Origin of the sequence: Streptosporangium sp. NPDC002544, assembly GCF_040295965.1 — a bacterium.
Classification (GTDB): Bacteria; Actinomycetota; Actinomycetes; order Streptosporangiales; family Streptosporangiaceae; genus Streptosporangium.
The window spans coordinates 341,435-358,257 of record NZ_JBEOWJ010000002.1 but is presented as its reverse complement, the minus strand read 5'-3'; the positions used below and the strand labels follow the sequence as shown (position 1 = coordinate 358,257).

The window sequence follows — 16,823 nt, the reverse complement described above, 5'->3', positions numbered from 1 at the left end:
TCCGGTTGCTCACCCACCTCCTGGCGACCCGTCGGAGCGACCATCATCATCCGGAGCATGTCGCCGTCCGTCCGCGAACCCGCCCGGTTGGGCTGAACGCCGAACCGGGCGGCTCGTCACGCGGTTCCCGTCTGCCGCCTGAGTTCGTTGCGGGCCAGGGAGTTCTTGTGCACCTCGTCCGGGCCGTCGGCGAAGCGGAGCGTGCGGATCATGGCGAACGCGGCGGCGAGGGGGAAGTCCTGGCTGAGGCCGCCGGCCCCGTGCACCTGGATCGCCTTGTCCAGGATCCATTCCACGGTCTTGGGTGTGGCGATCTTGATGGCCTGGATCTCGGTGTGGGCGCCCTTGGCGCCGACGCCGTCCATCAACCAGGCGGTCTTGAGCACCAGCAGCCGCAGCTGCTCGACCCGGACCCGGGACTCGGCGATCCAGTCGCGGACGACTCCCTGCTCGGAGAGCGGCTTACCGAAGGCGACCCGCTCGGAGGCGCGCCGGCACATCAGCTCGATCGCCCGCTCCGCGACACCGATCGACCGCATGCAGTGATGGATCCGGCCGCCCCCGAGGCGCGCCTGCGCGATCGCGAACCCGTCGCCCTCTCCGCCGATCAGGTTCTCGGCGGGCACGCGGACGTCGTCGAACGTGATCTCCGCATGCCCGCCGTGGTCGTGGTCGTCGTACCCCAGTACGTGCATACCGCGCCTGACCGTCACTCCGGGGGTGTCGCGCGGAACCAGGATCATCGACTGCTGCCTGTGCCGGTCCGCCGCCGGGTCCGTTTTCCCCATCACGATGAAGATCTCGGCATTGGGGTTCATGGCGCCGGTGATCCACCACTTGTGTCCGTTGACGACGTAGGAATCGCCGTCCCGCTCGATGCGGGCGCTGATGTTGGTCGCGTCGGAGGAGGCGACGTCGGGCTCGGTCATCGCGAAGGAGGACCGGATCTCACCGGCCAGCAGCGGGTGCAGCCACCGCCTCTGCTGCTCCTCGGTGCCGAACATGGCCAGCACCTCCATGTTGCCGGTGTCCGGCGCGGCGCAGTTGAGTGCCGCGGGAGCGATCCGGAGGCTACGTCCGGTGATCTCGGCCAGCGGCGCGTACTGCAGGTTCGTCAGTCCGGCACCGAACTCTCCCGGGAGGAAGAGGTTCCACAGTCCACGTTGCCGTGCCTCTGCGCGCAGCTCCCGCAGCACCGGGACGGTGGACCAGGCCCAGGGGTTCTCAAGCGCGGCGAGCTGCTCGTCGAACACCGCCTCGGCGGGGTGGACGCTCTCGTCCATGAAGACGAGCAGCCGTTCACGCAGTTCCTCGGTCCTTGCGTCGAAGGTGAAATCCATCAGCGATGCTCCTTCAGTGCGTCGAGTCCTGCCTTGATCAGGGGCTCCACCGCGGCGCCGACCGTGTCGAATCCGGCTCCGACGGTCTGCCCCCGGGTGTGGCGGCAGTGAATGCCTTCGAGGATCACGGCCAGCTTGAAGTAGGCCAGCCCGAGGTAGAAGCCCATATCCGACAGGTTCCGGCCACTCGCGACGGAGTAGCGGTCCAGGATCTCGCCGTCGGCGAGGTAGCCGGGTGCGGTCGAGACGTCGGGCAGGGTGTGATCGATCCCGAACGTCGCCAGACGCTGGTAGACCAGCAGCAGGGCGAGGTCGGTCAACGGGTCCCCGAGTGTCGCCATCTCCCAGTCCAGCACCGCGACGACGTCGCCCGAGCCGTCGACGAGCAGGTTGTCGAGCCGGAAGTCCCCGTGCACGATCGCGGGGGCCGGCGATTCGGGCACGCTCAGCCGGAGCCGGCGGTGCAGCTCCTCCGCACCGGTGAGGTCCCGGCTGTACGACGCGTCGAGCTGCCTCTTCCAGCGCCGCACCTGCCGCTGCAGAAACCCGTCCGGCCGCCCGAAGTCGGACAGCGCGACGTCCGCCGGATCCACGGCGTGCAGAACGGCGAGGGTGTCGACCATCCGCTCACAGATCGCCCGGGTCCGGTCCCGGCCCAGCGGCTCGACCTGGGAGACCGTCCGGTACGGCGTCCCCTCGACCTTCTCCATCAGGTAGAACGGCGCACCGATCACGCCGGGGTCCTCGCAGAGCGCGTACGTCCGGGGAACCGGGACGTCGGTGGGGCCGAGCGCGGTGATCACGCGATGCTCCCGGGCCATGTCGTGCGCCGTGGCGAGCACGTGCCCCAGCGGGGGCCGGCGCAGGACCCACTCACCGGTGCCGTCACTCACCAGGTAGGTGAGGTTCGACTTGCCGCCGGCGATCACCTCCGCTCGGAGCGGACCGCCGACCAGCCCGGGCGCGGCATCGGCAAGGTAGGCCGAGACCCGGGCCAGATCCACCCCGGGAGGGTCGTCATGGCCCGGGGCGGCGTCGCGCACCTCCTGGTCGGACATGTCAGGCCACCACCGTCGGGACGGTGCCGGCGACGCGGGCGGGCCTGTCACCGCCCTCCCGCTCGACGGTCGCCCGGCCGCGGGTGACGCCGGTGATCGTGTGCCGGTCGCGGTGGCCCAGGTGGGTGCCGACACCGTTGAACGTCCTCATTCGCGTCTCCTCGTCGTCTCCGCCGTCAGGCGCGGGGCCCGCCGGCGACATAGATCACCTGACCGGACACGAACGAGGCCTCCTCCCGTACGAAGAACGACACGGTCGCGGCGATGTCCTCGGGCCGGCCGACCCGGCCGACCGGGATCTCCTTGGCCGCCGCCGCCTTGAAGTGCTCGAACGGCACCCCGACCCGCTCGGCGGTGGCGGCGGTCATCTCGGTCTCGATGAACCCCGGCGCGATCGCGTTCACGGTGACCCCGAACCTGCCCAGCTCGATCGCCAGCGTCTTGGTGAAACCCTGCAGGCCGGCCTTGGCCGCGGCGTAGTTGGCCTGCCCCCGGTTGCCGAGCGCGGAGGTGCTGGACAGGTTCACGACGCGCCCCCATCCCGCCTCGGTCATGTGCCTCTGTGCGGCCCTGCTCATCAGGAACGCCCCGCGCAGGTGCACGCCCATCACCGCGTCCCAGTCGGTCGCGGTCATCTTGAACAGCAGGTTGTCGCGGATGATGCCGGCGTTGTTCACCAGCACCGTCGGAGCGCCGAGCTCCCCGGCGACCCTGGCCACCGCGGCCTCCACCGCCTGCTCGTCGGCCACGTCCACACCGACCGCCAGCGCCCTGCCACCGGCGGCCTCGATCTCGTCCACCACCGGCTTGCACGCCGCCTCGTCCAGGTCCAGGACCGCCACGGCGAATCCGTCCTCGCCGAGCCGTTTCGCGACCGCGGCGCCGATGCCACGTGCGGCCCCGGTGACCATCGCGACACGACCCGGCCGCCGGTTCTGCTGCTCGTTCACTTGGTCTCCTCTGATTGGTATGTCCGAGTCTTGACGCACTGAGAGTGGATCGCCCGGCGATCCCGCGACGGCCGTGGGGGCCGGTGGCTACCTGCCTGGTCGGCCGGACCGGCCTCCGGCGGCCGTGTCACACGCCTCCGGTGAGGGTCAACCCTCCGTCGACCGCGATGAGCTGCCCGGTGAGCCATCCCGCGTCCTCCGAGAGCAGGAAGGCCACCACGCCGCCGATGTCCTCCGGCACGCCGAGCCGCTTGAGCGGGTAGGCCGACGCGACCTGCTCCTCCCTGCCCTCGTACAGCGCGGTCGCGAACCTCGTCTTCACCACCGCCGGGGCGACCGCGTTGACGCGGACACCCGGACCGAGCTCGACCGCGAGCTCCTGGGTGATGTAGGTCAGCATCGCCTTGCTCGCGCCGTAGAAGCCGATGCCCGGCGCCGGCCTGACACCGGCCACCGAGGACACGTTGACCACCGAGCCGCCGTGCTCGCCCATCCAGGCGCGGTGCGCCTGCTGCACCCAGGACAGCGCGGCGAGACAGTTGACCTCGAAGATCTTGCGTGCCACGTCGACGTCGAGGTCGAGCATGGGCCCGTAGGCCGGGTTGATGCCGGTGTTGTTCACCAGCATGTCGACGCTGCCGAACGCCTCCAGGGTGCGCCGGACCGTGTCCGACTGGTGCTCGACGTCGTCGCTCCCGCCGGCGGACGCGATCGCGTGGCCGGGGCCGCCGAGAGCCCGCACCGCCTCCTCGAGCGCCTCCCGCTTGCGGGCGGTGACGCAGACCCGCGCGCCCTCGGCCACCAGCCGTTCCGCGATGGCGAAACCGATGCCGCGGCTGGCACCGGTCACGATCGCCGTCTTTCCCTCGAACCTCTTCGTCATCTCCGCGCTTCCCCGACCGCTTCGGGCATCGATCTTCCTCTGTTTTCCACGTTCTGCCGCCGGTCAGAGACCGAGGTCCCGGCCGATGAGCTCCTTCATGATCTCGTTGGAGCCGGCCCAGATCCTGGTCACGCGGGCATCGCGCCAGGCACGGGCCACGCGGTACTCGTTCATGTAGCCGTGGCCACCGGGCAAGCGGAACGCCTCGTGGTCGGAGTTGTGGATACCGCGTCTCAAGAGAACCTCGCACGAGCAGACTGACTAAGCGCTTGCTTATCGCTAAGCGCTTGCTTAGCGTTCCTCAATTGCGACATCCTTGTCAACGCCCCGACCGCGAGGGGAGCCGGTGAGCCAGATCACAGAAAGTGGTGACGTGCCGGACGACCACCCGACGACGGGGGAAACCCGCCCTACGAGCGCCCGCGACCGGCTGATCGCCGCCGCTGTGGAGTCCTTCGCCGCCAAGGGATTCCACGGCACGACCACCCGCGACATCGCGTCGGCGGCCGGGATGAGCCCCGCGGCCCTCTACGTGCACTACAAGTCCAAGGAGGAACTGCTCTACCTGATCTCACGGTCGGGACACGACGTCACGCTGCGGCTCGTGCGAGAGGGCGCGGCGAGCTCGGACGACCCGGTGGAGCAACTCCTGGCGGTCGTCCGCGAGTTCACCATGCACCACGCCCGCAGCCACACGAGCGCACGCGTCGTCAACTACGAGCTCGCCGAGCTCAACCCGGAGCACTACCGGGAGATCAGCGCCATCCGGCGCGCCATCGGGCAGGAGATACGTCAGATCGTGGAGGCCGGCGTCACCCGCGGCGTGTTCCACACCTCCAACCCGCGGATGAGCGCGCTCGCACTGCTGTCGCTCGGCGTCGACGTCTCCCGGTGGTACCGCGAGGAGGGCGAGTGGAGCGACGAGGACATCGCCGACCACTACTGCGAACTCGCCCTGCGCATCGTCGGGGCACACGGGCAGGCGACGTCATGAGGTCACCCCTGCGTTCCTAGTCGGCGAGTCCCAGGTAGGCGAACAGGTTCTCCCCGATCGGCAAGACGCCCTGAGCCGGCGGTAGTCACCAAACCCCTCCTTGAGGAAGGACTGTGCACAGACCGTTCTTGTCCAGCATTTGCTCGGCAGGTTGCCGACTCCCTGAGCGAGCTTGACACAGTATTCGGTCTTGAGCGTGGTGGCGGTCGACGTCGGGACGACGTAGACCAGGGGCCAGGCTGCCAGCCCGAGAGCGCGGTATACGGGTCACCAATCCTCGGAACCGAAAGTCTCCGGGTCATGGCAGGTGTTCCAGATGGCCTCGGTGCTCTGGCCCTCTATGCGGTCCCGGTGTACGGTGCCGTCCACGTAGGCGCGCTCGCTCTGCAACCTGGCGAGATCGGCCCGCACCTTCCGCTCGGCCTCGGCGACCGGAACCTTCCTGCGCTTGCCCGCCTGCTTGGCCGCAGAGCGGGCCCGGTCGTACTCGGCCTGCTTGGGCCGGAGCTTGACCTCGCGATCGGTGATCTGCTTGAGGAGAGCGGCCCGCTCTGCCTCCAGCGCACGCAACTCGGCCCGTACCGCTTTCTCTTTCTTGCTTACCTTGGACTCCTTGCCGCTGACTTTTTGGCCGGTCTCCTGGAGAATACGGGTGCGCTCACGATCGAACTTCTTCCACTGGTCGCGCAGCTCGTCCTCGCGTTCGGCGATCTCCAACCCGCGCCTCTGCCTGGGGGTAAGTACTTTCGGCGGAACGGGAGGTGAAGTGGGGAAGATGCCCATCTGCGCATGGTGACATCAGGAGAACAGACTGTCAGCCCGGCATGGAGGGCACATTGCCGATACCCGGCAGACATGTCTCACAAATATCACATTTGATTAATACAACAAATTTTGCCGCTTATAACCATCTATTCCCTTTGGGCGCCACACGAAAACCACGACGTTCGCCTTGCGTGACGATATCTTTACCGAGTGCTTACGGCCTACATCGACGAGAGTCTCCGTCGCCGCCCTGGCGACTGCAGCGTCTACGCGATGGCGGCGGTCATCATGGATTCCGCCGACCACGACGACATCCGCGCGACACTGGAATCTCTTCGACTGGGCAAGAGTCCTCGTCTGCACTGGCGAGAGGAGTCTGCCGCACGACAACTCGCCATCGCCGGCTCAATCGCCACCATGCCGATGAAGAACATCGCCACCATCCACATCTTCAACAGAGGCCTTCCCTACGAAAGAGCACGGCGCATCTGTCTTGAAAGACTGCTCTACGAGCTTGATCAAGAAGGGGTGATCACAGCGACCATCGAGAGTCGCTCACCCAAGCTGGACCACCTTGACCTCTTACTGGTCATGGGGATCCGCAGGGGCCGCACCCTCTCGGGAAATATCAAGATCACATGGGAGCAACCAGGACAGGAGCCGCTCCTCTGGGGCGCCGATGCCGTTGCCGGAGCGACAACATGGTGGCTGGACGGGCAGACCGGCGGCTTCAAACTACTGGCTGACCGAATCCGCCTGATCTGTCTTGACTGAGGGAGGAAAACGCGAAGGCCGGGCACCCGATTCCATCGGTAGTCCCGGCCTCACTTCCAACACCCACCGGGGGCGCGGCACCCCCAGTCTGCCTCACCAAAAGTGATCGGGCAAGTGCAATAAGCCATAGCGGGGAGTTGGAAGCCTGCTTCCTCGCACCCGAGAGCACAGTGTGATCCAGTACGCGCCACACCAGGCGACCAGGCGATCGGCGCCCCTGGCGAGTCCGCCGACCCAGGCCACACCGTTCAGAGCCGGCTCCCTCGCCACCGCTGAGGCGATCCGCAGCCCCTCGCTCACCCCGGCGGGTGCCGACGACGGCGGTGAGCGGTCAGGCGGCGAGGGCGTGGTTGAGGTGGTCGTGGAACTCACGGACCATGATGCTGTTGTCGTACGGCTCCAGACCCGACGCCGGGCCCGGCCGGCGTGTGGGATGCGCGTACCCGTACCGCGAGCACCGCGGCCCACCCCCAGCCCAGGAGCGCGATGGCGCGGAGGAGCAGGCTCAGGGGCCGGGAGTTCTCGCCGTCGTCCGACAGCAGCCCCGCCAGCAGGTAGAGAGCGGGAAGCGCCACGCCCGTGGCCGCGCAGTAGAGCGCCCATCCGCGCTCTCCCCGTACGGCGAAATGACGGGTGAAGACGAAGCATGCCGCGACCAGCGAGACGAACACCGCGCCGAAGGCGGCACCGTGCAGGATGTAGCTCAGGCCGGGGGCGTCGGGAGGACCCTGCGGCGCACCGGGCGGGTAGCCCCACGCCGGTTCGAAGCGGAAGACACCGGCGCCGACCAGGCCGGCCCCGTACGCGCCGATGAGTAGCGGCCCCCAGGTCCCGCCATGGCCTGGACGCAACGCCCGCCACAGCCCGACCGCGAACGCGATGTTCAGCAGCCCGGTGATGACGAAGTTGGCGATCTGGATCCATCCCAGGTCGCCCAGGCTCAGCATGCTGAGCGGCTGCCGCCTGGGGTCGAAACCCACGCGCGTGTAGTCCTGGATCACGACCGCGAGGATGAACAGCGGTCCGGCTACCGCACCACAGGTCAGCAGCGCCCTGGTCAGCCGCTTTTCTCGCACGTTGGACATGGCTCTCCCCTCTGTGACCGGCCTTCGCGGTCCGGCCCTGACTCCGCGCGGTGTCCGGCGCGCGAGCGTTCCTTAGCAGTGCTAAGTCACGTCGCCGTCATGCTCCCTTAGCGCTGCTAAGGTGTCAACCGATGGGCGAGAACAAGCGGGGAGCCGGCCTGACCCGGCAGACGATGATCGATACAGCACTGCGACTGCTCGACGAGGTCGGCCTGGACGGGCTGACGGTGCGCCGGCTCGCCTCGGAGCTGGGCGTCCAGTCGCCCGCGCTCTACTGGCACCTGCGCAACAAGCAGGAGTTGCTCGACGGGATGGCCGACGCGATCGTCCTGGCCGCCGGGATGGGCCCGCCCCGCGACGGCGAGTCCTGGCAGGACTGGCTCACCCGCCGTGCCCGCGCGTACCGCGACTCCCTGCTCGCCCACCGCGACGGCGCCCGCATCGTCTCCGGCGCCGCCGCCCTGAGCCCGGCGACGATCAGGATGTTCGACGAGGAGATGACCGCCATGGTCGGCCGCGGCTTCACCCCGGTCCTGGCACTGCGCACGATCACGGCCCTCACCCGTTACGTCAACGGATGCGTCCTTCAGGAGCAGACCGAACGCCAGGAGCACGCGGGCACGCCCGCGGACCGGCTCGCGGCGCTGGCCGGACTGCTCGACGGGGGTATGGGGGCCACCCTGCTCGTGGCGCTCCGCGAGAGCGGTGGTTCGCCCGGCGAGGACGCTTTCGAACACGGCCTCCGAGCCCTGATCGACGGCACGGCCGCCGCCCTGGCCCGCCGGCCCCCGCCCCACCCGGCCTGAGCCACTCACCCGACGGGATCCAGGCCACGCGCGGCCCTGACACGGCTGTTCCGTGACCGGGATTTGTCAGAGCCGGTTGGTAGTCATGGCGGTGCCCCCTACTGCTGGAGACGACCGTTGACTTCTGACATGGGCCTGCTCACCGAACTCTCCGCCGAGCAGCTCGGCTGGCTCGGCGACCTCGACCGGACCCGCGCTGACATGTTCGCCCGGCTCGACGAGCTCTACGTGCCGGAGCAACGGTGGCCCGCGCCGACGTTCACCGAGAAGGTCACCGCCGCGCTCGGGCCCGATCTCAGCGACGCGCAGTGGCGCACGGTGGGAGTGTGGGCGCAGTTGCGGATGAGCGTGCCCCGCGACCGCGAGCACGGCGATTACCGCCCCGACCCCGCGCTGCTGGCCTTGCGGGCCGCCGAACGGAGACTCGCCTGGACCGGCGACGAGATCGAGCTGCTCTGGCGGGCAGCGGTCGAGCCGATCCTGCACGGTTACGCCCACGAGGCCCCACTGCTCATCCCGTGGGCGGTCACCAGGAAGCTCACCCATGAGGAACAACGCCGCCATCTTCCCACGATGCGCCGGATCCAGGAGATCATGACCGCCCACCCATGGCACTCCTCCTCGCGGCTCAAGCGCGACATGGACGTCTTCCTGGCCGGGCACGCCGAGAACGACCCCGTAACGGTCACCACCTGCCTGGCCGGCCGCGGTGACGGCTTCGCCGTCCTGATGGCCACCGAGTACGGCTCGCGCCTCGGCGACCCGCGAACATCCCCCCTGATGCGCCACTGGATGACCGCCACCTCGGCGCGTCCCAACCCCGCCTGGCTCGGACAGGCCGCCGACCTGCTCACGCCGGACGCCGTCGTGCTCATCCGGGAGATCCTGGATCGGGTGCCCGCCCACCGGGAGTCGACCGTCCGGCACCAGAACGGCGATCACACGTGGACCACGACCACGTACCTCCACGGGCGCACCGCCACGCTGCTGCGCGGCATGGTGTGGACCTGCGAGCTGATCGACGAGCCGTGGACGGTCCCGCTGCTCGGAGAGGTGGCGCTGGCGGCGGGCACCGGAATCGGCGGGTCCGGGCCCAACTCGCGCTGCGAGATGCTGGTCAACGCCGCCCTGCTCGTACTGGGCCGGCACGGCGGTCTGGAGGTGGTGGCTCCGCTGGCCCGGATACAGGCCAAGGTCAGGAAGAAGTCGATTCTGACGAAGGTCGCGCAGCTGCTGGACACGGTGGCCGCCCACGCCGGGCTCAGCCGCGAGCAGTTACTCGACCGGACCGCGCCGACGTTCGGACTCGGCCCCGACGGCGTACGGGAGGAGATGGCGGGCGAGCACGTCATCCGGCTGGCGCTGGACGAGGCGGGCACACCACTGCTGACCTTCCTCAACCCGGCGGGCAAACCAGTTAAATCAGCGCCGAAAGCGGTCAGGGAGAGCCACGGCGGGCTGCTCTCCGAGTTCAGGAACACGCTCAAGGAGATCCGCGGGACCCTGCCCGCCGAGCGGTTCCGCGTCGAGCGAGCGCTGGCCGAAGACCGGGTCTGGCGCTGGGGTCAGGTCGAGGAGTTCTTCCTCGACCACCCCGTCACCGGCGTCCACGGCAGGCGGCTGATCTGGCAGATCCTGCAGGGCCCCGCCGGGACACCGGTCAGGGCCGGCGACGGCTGGGAGCTCACCGACCCGCTCGGTCGCCGGATCCAGCCCCGCGCCGACACCCCGATGCAGCTCTGGCATCCCATCAGGGAGACCGTCGAGGAGGTCCGTGCCTGGCGCGACCACCTGTTGGAGATCGGGTCACGGCAGCCGTTCAAGCAGGCCTTTCGCGAGGTCTACCTGCTCACCCCGGCCGAGGAGCGGTCCGGGACGCTCTCCAACCGCTTCGCCGGACATCGACTGCGATACGGCCAGGCCAAGGCGTTACTGTCCGAACGTGGCTGGACCGGTCTCTCGCTCGGTCACTGGGACGCGGCGGGCGGCTCGGAGCAGGGCGAGGCCGTCAAGGACATCCTCGGCTGGCAGGCTCGCTGGGACATGCACCTGCCCTGGGAGTCCTGGGAGACCGACGGCGGCGGCACCGCCGCGTTCTGCCTCAGCGGCCCGATCCGGTTCCACCGCACCGACGAGGAGTCGTCGCAGGAGGAGTTCCACGGACCGGCACCGCTGACCGAGGTGCCGTCGCTGGTGCTGTCGGAGGTCATGCGTGACGCCGACCTCGCCGTCGGCGTCTCCTCCGTCGGTCTTGACCCCGAAGGGCAGGGCGACTACTGGCACTCCTACAACTTCGGCGACCTCACCGAGACCGCCGAGATCCGCCGCGACGCCCTGACCCGGCTGCTCCCCCGCCTGCGCATCGCCGACCGGGCCGAACTCACCGACCGCTTCCTGCGGGTCCGCGGTGACCTGCGCACCTACCGGATCCACCTGGGATCGGGCAACATCCTGATGGAGCCCAACGACGCCTATCTCTGCATCGTCCCCCGCGTCGGGTCCGACCAGGTCTTCCTGCCGTTCGAGGAGGAGGGCGGCATGCTCTCGGTCATCATCTCCAAGGCGTTCCTGCTGGCCGACGACACCGCGATCACCGACCCGTCCATCACTCGCCAGATCAAGGTCTGACCCGATGTCCGCGCCGCCCTCGCGGGGCGAGTGGACCAGGTAATGTCCGTTTTTCCGACCCGTGGAATCTCCGCCGTTGACCCTGCACCCGCGCATGGTGAGGATCGGGGGAGACTGATTACGGAGGTGTTACGCGATGGCCAAGGTGCTGATCGTCACAGGTGACGCGGCGGAGGACCTGGAGGTGATGTATCCCTACCAGCGGCTGCTCGAGGAGGGGTACGAGGTGGACATCGCCGCGCCGAGCGCCAAGAAGCTCCAGTTCGTGGTGCACGACTTCGTCGACGGCTTCGACACCTACACCGAGAAGCCCGGGCACACCTGGCCCTCCGACCTCGCGTTCGCCGACGTCGTCCCGGAGCGGTACGCGGCGCTGGTCATTCCCGGCGGCCGGGCGCCGGAGTACATCCGCAACGACCGCGACTGCCTGGAGATCGTCAGGCACTTCGCCGGGGCCGGCAAGCCGATCGCGGCGCTGTGCCACGGGCCGATCCTGCTGGCGGCGGCGGGCGTGCTGAAGGGCCGGGAGAGCAGCGCCTACCCGGCCTGCGCCCCGGACGTCGAGGTGGCGGGCGCGACCTGGGTCGACAGCGAGGCCCATGTGGACGGAAACCTGGTGACCGGGCGGGCCTGGCCCGACCACCCGGCGTGGATGCGCGAGTTCATGAAGGTCCTCCGTGTCGCAACCGGCTGAGAGCCAGGGACTTCTCTCGTCCGTCCAGCGCGCGCTGCACGTGCTGGAGGTGGTGGCGTCGGCCGGTGACGGCGTCACCGCCAAGGCCGTGGCACGACGCTGCGGTTTCAAGCTGTCCACGACGTACCACCTGCTGAACACGCTCATTCACGAGGGCTACCTGGTCCGGCTGCCCAACTCCCGGGGCTACGGCCTGGGCTACAAGCTCACGTCGCTGAACCAGCGCCTCCGTGACCAGCTCGGCAGCACGCCGCTGGTGTCGGAGGCGCTCCAGCACGCCCACCGGATCAGCGGCACCGCCGTCTACTACAGCGTGCTGCGGGACGCCCACCTCGTGGTCGCGGAGGTGGTCGACTCGCCCGAGACACCACGCGTGCAGCCGCTGGACGTGGGCTTCCACGAGGCGGCGCACGCGACGGCGTTCGGAAAGGTGCTGCTCGCGCACCTGCCCGCCCGCCGGACCTACCTCGCCGAGTTCGGGCTGCGCCGCCTCACCGACAGCACGATCACCCGGCTGGAGGACTTCGAGGAGGAGCTGGACCGGGTCAGGGCGACGGGGGTGGCCCAGGAGGTCGAGGAGTTTCGTCCCGACCTCGCCTGCGTCGCCGTTCCCGTCCTCGACGCCTCGGCGAGCGTGGTCGGCGCCGTCGCCGCCTCGGCCCCGCTCGACTACTTCCGCGCGCACCGCGACCTGATGATCGAGGGAGTACGCGAGAGCGCCCGGCTGCTCGGCCCGTACGGCTGACGGCGGCCGGCGTCGGCCCCGAGACCGGTCCGCCGTGAAACGACGGTCGGCCTCCGCGCCCTTTCGCGCGGCCGCCCCGCGATCGCCGAGGCCCGATCGGCAGGTCCCACGGAACAGAACGGGCCGTGTCCCCTCGCACCGCGAGGGGACACGGCCCGTGGAGCGTCCCTACCGGAGCGCGGCCCGCTGGTCCGCCGCCACCACGGCGGCCCACACCATCGCGGTGATCGCACCGACGGCCAGGGTCAGCGATCCTGCCTGCCCGCCCGACATCGCCCAGACGTCGGCGAGGGCGAAGACCAGACCGCTGAGCCGCGAGGCGGCGGCGAAGCCGGGGCGGCCGGCGCGGGAGAAGTGGCGGCCCAGCACGAAGCAGGCGGCGATGAGCGCGGTGAACGCGATGGATCCGGCGACCAGGTGCATGAGGGCGCTCCCGCTCAACGTACCCGTCTGGCCCAGCGGGGTGCCGGCCGGGAAGCCGTCGCCCGGGTCCATGACGAACACCCCGGCGGCGGCCGTCGCGACGCCGTTGACCAGGATCAGCCTGGGCGCCCAGGTGCCGCCGGGCGTGCCGTGCAGCACGCGGCGTAGGCCGATCGCGCCGGCGATCGTCAGAGCGCCGCTGACCAGGAAGTTGGCGATCTGCAGCCAGCCCAGGTCGCCGGTGCTCAGCATGCTCAGGGGGTGACGCGTCAGGTCGAAGCCCTCGCGGGTGAAGGCCTGGGCCAGCGACACGACCGTGAAGAGGGCCGCGGCGGCGACGGAGCAGGCGAGCAGGGTGCGCGTCGCGGGGGTGACGGGGGTGACGGTGCCGGACTGGACGGCGGTCATGATTGCTTCCTCTCTGCTGCGACGGGGCTCCGTCGCCGTACTCGGTCCGCCGGTCTCACCCGGCCTCGCTGACGCGTCGAACGAGGAGGGCGGGAATCGACGCCGCCCCGCCGTCACACTCCTGAACTGCGAATACGTCACCCAACTCGCATTCCCTGTCACATCAGGACGCGGCCAAGGTCAGGCGAGGCATGCCGACGTAGCGCCGGTTCGGCCCGGGTGCGATGAAGTGCCGCTTGAATTGATGCACACACCGCCGTGGCGCAGCTCAGCGGTGACGTGCGGGCCGCCATGGGTGCCGTCGAACCCCGCGTGAATCGTCCTGATCCGCCTCGCCGGCTCGGCATCGGCCGCAGCGCGGGCCGCCCGTGCCGCCGCGGCGGCACGCCACCGGTAGAACCCCGAGATCCGGCACTCAAGGTCCACATTTCGGGGGAGGAGGATCCCCCGCTTCTGGCGGATGCCGTATCACCCTCACGAGTGACGAGCCAAAGCCAGGCAGTGGACAAGGATTGGGAGGGTGACCCGAACCCTCTCTTCATAAGGAGGCAGCCGGTGCGGAACAGTGCGGGGGACTCCGATGGCAGGACTGGGGACGCGCCCGAGGCGGGGAGAAGCGTCGAGTTCCGGGTTCTCGGCCCTGATCTACCGGAATTGGAGCCTTAAACGCGTGACCGGTCACCGTGTGGAGACTCCTTGACATGTCAGTCCGGCCTGTTCGCCATGGACTCTTGAGAGGCAGAACTTTGGCAGTTGAACTTCCACACCTGGCAGCTACGGTCGAGTTCCGCGCGCTCGGCTCGTTCGAGGCCGTGATGAACGGGGAGCGGGTCCCGCTCGGAGGTCCGCGACAGCGTTCCGTACTGGCTCGGCTCATGGTGGCTCGTGGGCGGGTGGTGCCGACGGAACGCATCATCGATGATCTGTGGCAGGGGCAGCCGCCGCCGAGCGCGCTCGCGACGATCCACGCCTACATCTCCAACCTGCGCCGGGCGCTGGAAGCCGGGCGCGACGCGCAGCCGACCGCTCGGTTGCTGGTCACGGTGTCTCCCGGTTACATGTTGCGGACCGCGGACGTGGACGCTTGGCGTTTCGAGGAACTGGTACAGCAAGGAGTCATGTTCCTCGGCGCGGACGACGCGGTCGCGGCGGCGGGTGCCTTCGACGAGGCGCTCGCCCTGTGGCAGGGCTCTGCCTATCAGGAGTTCGCCACCGCGGAGTGGGCGATGGCCGAGATAGCCCGGCTCGACGAACTGCACGCCACAGCGATCGAGCAGCGCGCGGCCTCGATCATGCGGCAGGGAATGGCCGCCGCCGTAGTGGCCGACCTGCGGACGCACGTCGCCGCGCACCCGCTCAGAGAGGAGGGGTGGCGGCTGCTCGCGCTGGCGCTCTACCGCGTCGGCCGTCAAGGCGACGCCTTGATGGCGCTCCGGGAGGCTCGCCGAATCCTCGCCGAAGAACTCGGCATCGACCCCAGCCAGGCACTGCAGCGGCTCGAGGCCGACATTCTGGCCCAGACGCCGGAACTCGAAGACCTCGGGGCGCACGCTTACCAGGGCGGGCCGGCCGGATGGCCGGATGAGGCCTGGCCTTCGGAAGAGAGCGGAGTGCCGCAGAAGCGGCTGTACGGCAGGGAGGAGCAGATCGCCGCACTGATGGACGACCGGATGCGGCTGGCGCTGGTCTGCGGTGAAGCCGGCATGGGCAAGTCCGCACTCGTGGAAGAGGTCGGCATACGCCTCACCGGACAGGGCCGGCGGGTCGTGGCCGGTCGCTGCCCGGAGATCGAAGGGACGCCGGCCGGCTGGCCGTGGGCGGAGATCTGCCGCTCCGTGGTCGAGCAGGTCGCTCCCGATGAGGGGGGGCGCGTACGACTGCCGGCGGCTCTGATCGAGGCCTGCGGTCTCGGTGCCGACGAAGAGCTCACCGCTGGACGGTTCCCGCTGCGTAAGGCTCTTGCCTTGTGTCTGGCCGAGGCGTCCCGAACGGCACCGCTGGTCATCGTGCTGGAGGACCTCCACCGGGCTGACGACGAGACGATCGGGACACTGCTGCACCTGGCCGCCGAGCTTCGTGAGACCCGTACCTCGATTCTGGTGACCTACCGCGAGGACGACGGCGAAAAGGATCTCTCCGGCCTCTTGGCGGCCCTGGCCAGGTTGGAGCCGTTACGGATCACGTTGCCTGGCCTGGATACCACCATGACCGGCAAACTGCTCAGGGACGTGTGCGGGAGTGAGGTTTCCTCGGAGACCGTTGCCACGGTGTTCGAGCGCACCGGCGGCAACCCGTTCTTCGTCCGCGAGATCGCAAGGATGATCAGCATGGCAGGCGAGGCCGCAGCCACATCGGAGGTTCCCAAGGGGGTTCACGACGTACTGTGCCACCGTCTGGCGCGCATTCCGGCAAGTGTCCAGACCGTGCTCCGCGAGGCGGCGGTGATCGGCAGGGAGATCGACGTGGACATTCTGACGGAGGTGCACGACGGCGGTGAGGACGCCGTGGTCGACGCGGTCGATGCGGCGCTTGCCGCCGGACTGGTGGTGGAGCCGAGGGCCGGCCGTCTGCGCTTCGCCCATGCCTTGGTCCGGGACCTCCTGTACGAGGGCATGTCCCGGCTGCGCCGGTCGCGCACTCACGCACGGGTGGGCGCCGCGATGGAGCACGTGCGGCCTACGGAAGTGGCCGCGCTCGCCCATCACTTCGCGTATGGCGCCGTACCCGGCAAGGCTGCGCACTACAGCGCCCTGGCCGCGGAACAGGCCGAACACCACTATGTCTATCTAGAGGCGGCCACGCTCTGGGGCCAGGCGCTGAAGCCGCGCAACGGGGACATCGCAGCGACAGGTCTGGGGCCGGATTTCCGTGGTGATGACCTCGACCACGCAGACAGGTGGAATGACGGCGAGGTGACGTTACTGATGCACAGGAAAGAGTCGTGGCGCTCGGCGACGACATGGCCACCACACGCAAAGACCGCGAGCTAGCCATTCGAACGGTGCTCCCGCTGGAGGACTCCGGACCTCACCGCCTGGGTCATCGCGGCCTTCAACGCCCCTGTGCTCTGAAGTAACCGCGAGTACAGCGCGGTGGCTCATGACGTCGTCGAAGTGATCGAGCACATACTTGCCCGACTGCGGCGCCGCGCCTCGGAAGTACAGCAGGCGAGATTCGCTACCAGGCCCCGCCCGCCGTTCGACCCCGGCCCGCGCCCTGCTCGCCCCCACGGACACGGCCGGACTCGCTCGAGATCCACGGAGACGTCCC

16 protein-coding genes are annotated in these 16,823 nt (G+C 69.2%); 7 read left to right on the top strand and 9 right to left on the bottom strand.

Annotated elements, in window-relative coordinates; genetic code table 11:
* Positions 1–116 precede the first annotated feature (116 nt).
* The 6 genes from ABT061_RS04440 to ABT061_RS04415 form a co-directional block, all read right to left on the bottom strand.
* The gene (locus ABT061_RS04440) at positions 117–1,340 is read right to left on the bottom strand and encodes an acyl-CoA dehydrogenase family protein (RefSeq protein WP_350912548.1); all 1,224 of its coding nucleotides are present in this window, start codon (positions 1,338–1,340) and stop codon (positions 117–119) included.
* Entirely contained in the window at positions 1,340–2,398 is a 1,059-nt protein-coding gene (locus ABT061_RS04435) for a phosphotransferase family protein (RefSeq protein ID WP_350912546.1), read from the bottom strand. The genes ABT061_RS04440 and ABT061_RS04435 overlap by 1 nt, the downstream gene beginning before the upstream one ends.
* Position 2,399: 1 nt before the next feature.
* A complete protein-coding gene (locus ABT061_RS04430) occupies positions 2,400–2,549 on the bottom strand; it encodes a hypothetical protein (RefSeq protein WP_350912544.1) in 150 nt (49 codons plus the stop codon).
* 25 nt (positions 2,550–2,574) lie between these two features.
* Positions 2,575–3,309, bottom strand: coding sequence for a 3-oxoacyl-ACP reductase FabG (gene fabG / locus ABT061_RS04425; RefSeq protein ID WP_350912726.1), 735 nt, complete (start codon positions 3,307–3,309; stop codon positions 2,575–2,577).
* 166 nt (positions 3,310–3,475) lie between these two features.
* Positions 3,476–4,231 (bottom strand): SDR family oxidoreductase, encoded by a 756-nt coding sequence (locus ABT061_RS04420; RefSeq protein WP_350912542.1) that lies wholly within the window; start codon positions 4,229–4,231, stop codon positions 3,476–3,478.
* Positions 4,232–4,294: 63 nt separating this feature from the next.
* Positions 4,295–4,468, bottom strand: coding sequence for an acyl-CoA dehydrogenase family protein (locus tag ABT061_RS04415; RefSeq protein WP_502991346.1), 174 nt, complete (start codon positions 4,466–4,468; stop codon positions 4,295–4,297).
* A gap of 109 nt (positions 4,469–4,577) precedes the next feature.
* On the opposite strand from ABT061_RS04415, the gene ABT061_RS04410 reads away from it, so the two are divergent.
* On the top strand, positions 4,578–5,225 hold the full coding sequence (locus ABT061_RS04410; RefSeq protein WP_350912540.1) for a TetR/AcrR family transcriptional regulator: 648 nt from the start codon (positions 4,578–4,580) through the stop codon (positions 5,223–5,225).
* A 267-nt stretch (positions 5,226–5,492) separates the two neighbouring features.
* On the opposite strand, the gene ABT061_RS04405 is transcribed toward ABT061_RS04410, so the two are convergent.
* Positions 5,493–5,942: a hypothetical protein gene (locus ABT061_RS04405; RefSeq protein ID WP_350912538.1), complete on the bottom strand. Its 450-nt coding sequence runs from the start codon at positions 5,940–5,942 to the stop codon at positions 5,493–5,495.
* A gap of 321 nt (positions 5,943–6,263) precedes the next feature.
* On the opposite strand from ABT061_RS04405, the gene ABT061_RS04400 reads away from it, so the two are divergent.
* Positions 6,264–6,764 carry a hypothetical protein gene (locus tag ABT061_RS04400; protein ID WP_350912536.1) on the top strand — a complete coding sequence of 167 codons (501 nt, stop codon included), beginning with the start codon at positions 6,264–6,266 and terminating at the stop codon, positions 6,762–6,764.
* 368 nt (positions 6,765–7,132) lie between these two features.
* Here ABT061_RS04400 and ABT061_RS04395 read toward each other — a convergent pair whose 3' ends face one another.
* Positions 7,133–7,849 carry a DUF998 domain-containing protein gene (locus tag ABT061_RS04395; RefSeq protein ID WP_350912534.1) on the bottom strand — a complete coding sequence of 239 codons (717 nt, stop codon included), beginning with the start codon at positions 7,847–7,849 and terminating at the stop codon, positions 7,133–7,135.
* A 131-nt stretch (positions 7,850–7,980) separates the two neighbouring features.
* Between ABT061_RS04395 and ABT061_RS04390 the strand changes: the two genes are divergently transcribed.
* The 4 genes from ABT061_RS04390 to ABT061_RS04375 all read left to right on the top strand — a co-directional run bounded on the left by ABT061_RS04390 (position 7,981) and on the right by ABT061_RS04375 (position 12,722).
* Entirely contained in the window at positions 7,981–8,655 is a 675-nt protein-coding gene (locus ABT061_RS04390; RefSeq protein ID WP_350912532.1) for a TetR/AcrR family transcriptional regulator C-terminal domain-containing protein, read from the top strand.
* Between the two features lie 117 nt (positions 8,656–8,772).
* Entirely contained in the window at positions 8,773–11,283 is a 2,511-nt protein-coding gene (locus tag ABT061_RS04385) for a DUF4132 domain-containing protein (RefSeq protein ID WP_350912531.1), read from the top strand.
* A 136-nt stretch (positions 11,284–11,419) separates the two neighbouring features.
* Positions 11,420–11,977 carry a DJ-1/PfpI family protein gene (locus ABT061_RS04380; RefSeq protein WP_350912529.1) on the top strand — a complete coding sequence of 186 codons (558 nt, stop codon included), beginning with the start codon at positions 11,420–11,422 and terminating at the stop codon, positions 11,975–11,977.
* Complete coding sequence (locus tag ABT061_RS04375; protein ID WP_350912527.1) at positions 11,961–12,722, top strand: IclR family transcriptional regulator; 762 nt, start codon at positions 11,961–11,963, stop codon at positions 12,720–12,722. The genes ABT061_RS04380 and ABT061_RS04375 overlap by 17 nt, the downstream gene beginning before the upstream one ends.
* 168 nt (positions 12,723–12,890) lie before the next feature.
* Here the strand turns inward: ABT061_RS04375 and ABT061_RS04370 are convergent, their stop codons facing one another.
* Positions 12,891–13,553: a DUF998 domain-containing protein gene (locus ABT061_RS04370; RefSeq protein WP_350912525.1), complete on the bottom strand. Its 663-nt coding sequence runs from the start codon at positions 13,551–13,553 to the stop codon at positions 12,891–12,893.
* Between the two features lie 701 nt (positions 13,554–14,254).
* Between ABT061_RS04370 and ABT061_RS04360 the strand changes: the two genes are divergently transcribed.
* Complete coding sequence (locus ABT061_RS04360; protein ID WP_350912523.1) at positions 14,255–16,543, top strand: ATP-binding protein; 2,289 nt, start codon at positions 14,255–14,257, stop codon at positions 16,541–16,543.
* Positions 16,544–16,823 lie beyond the last annotated feature (280 nt).

Excerpts from the sequence above, each read along its gene's own strand:
- ABT061_RS04440 (WP_350912548.1), bottom strand. The coding sequence starts at position 1,340 with ATGGATTTCACCTTCGACGCAAGGACCGAGGAACTGCGTGAACGGCTG.
- ABT061_RS04435 (WP_350912546.1), bottom strand. The coding sequence starts at position 2,398 with ATGTCCGACCAGGAGGTGCGCGACGCCGCCCCGGGCCATGACGACCCT.
- ABT061_RS04430 (WP_350912544.1), bottom strand. The coding sequence starts at position 2,549 with ATGAGGACGTTCAACGGTGTCGGCACCCACCTGGGCCACCGCGACCGG.
- fabG (WP_350912726.1), bottom strand. The coding sequence starts at position 3,309 with ATGGTCACCGGGGCCGCACGTGGCATCGGCGCCGCGGTCGCGAAACGG.
- ABT061_RS04420 (WP_350912542.1), bottom strand. The coding sequence starts at position 4,231 with ATGACGAAGAGGTTCGAGGGAAAGACGGCGATCGTGACCGGTGCCAGC.
- ABT061_RS04400 (WP_350912536.1), top strand. The coding sequence starts at position 6,264 with ATGGCGGCGGTCATCATGGATTCCGCCGACCACGACGACATCCGCGCG.
- ABT061_RS04395 (WP_350912534.1), bottom strand. The coding sequence starts at position 7,849 with ATGTCCAACGTGCGAGAAAAGCGGCTGACCAGGGCGCTGCTGACCTGT.
- ABT061_RS04390 (WP_350912532.1), top strand. The coding sequence starts at position 7,981 with ATGGGCGAGAACAAGCGGGGAGCCGGCCTGACCCGGCAGACGATGATC.
- ABT061_RS04380 (WP_350912529.1), top strand. The coding sequence starts at position 11,420 with ATGGCCAAGGTGCTGATCGTCACAGGTGACGCGGCGGAGGACCTGGAG.
- ABT061_RS04370 (WP_350912525.1), bottom strand. The coding sequence starts at position 13,553 with ATGACCGCCGTCCAGTCCGGCACCGTCACCCCCGTCACCCCCGCGACG.
- ABT061_RS04360 (WP_350912523.1), top strand. The coding sequence starts at position 14,255 with ATGTCAGTCCGGCCTGTTCGCCATGGACTCTTGAGAGGCAGAACTTTG.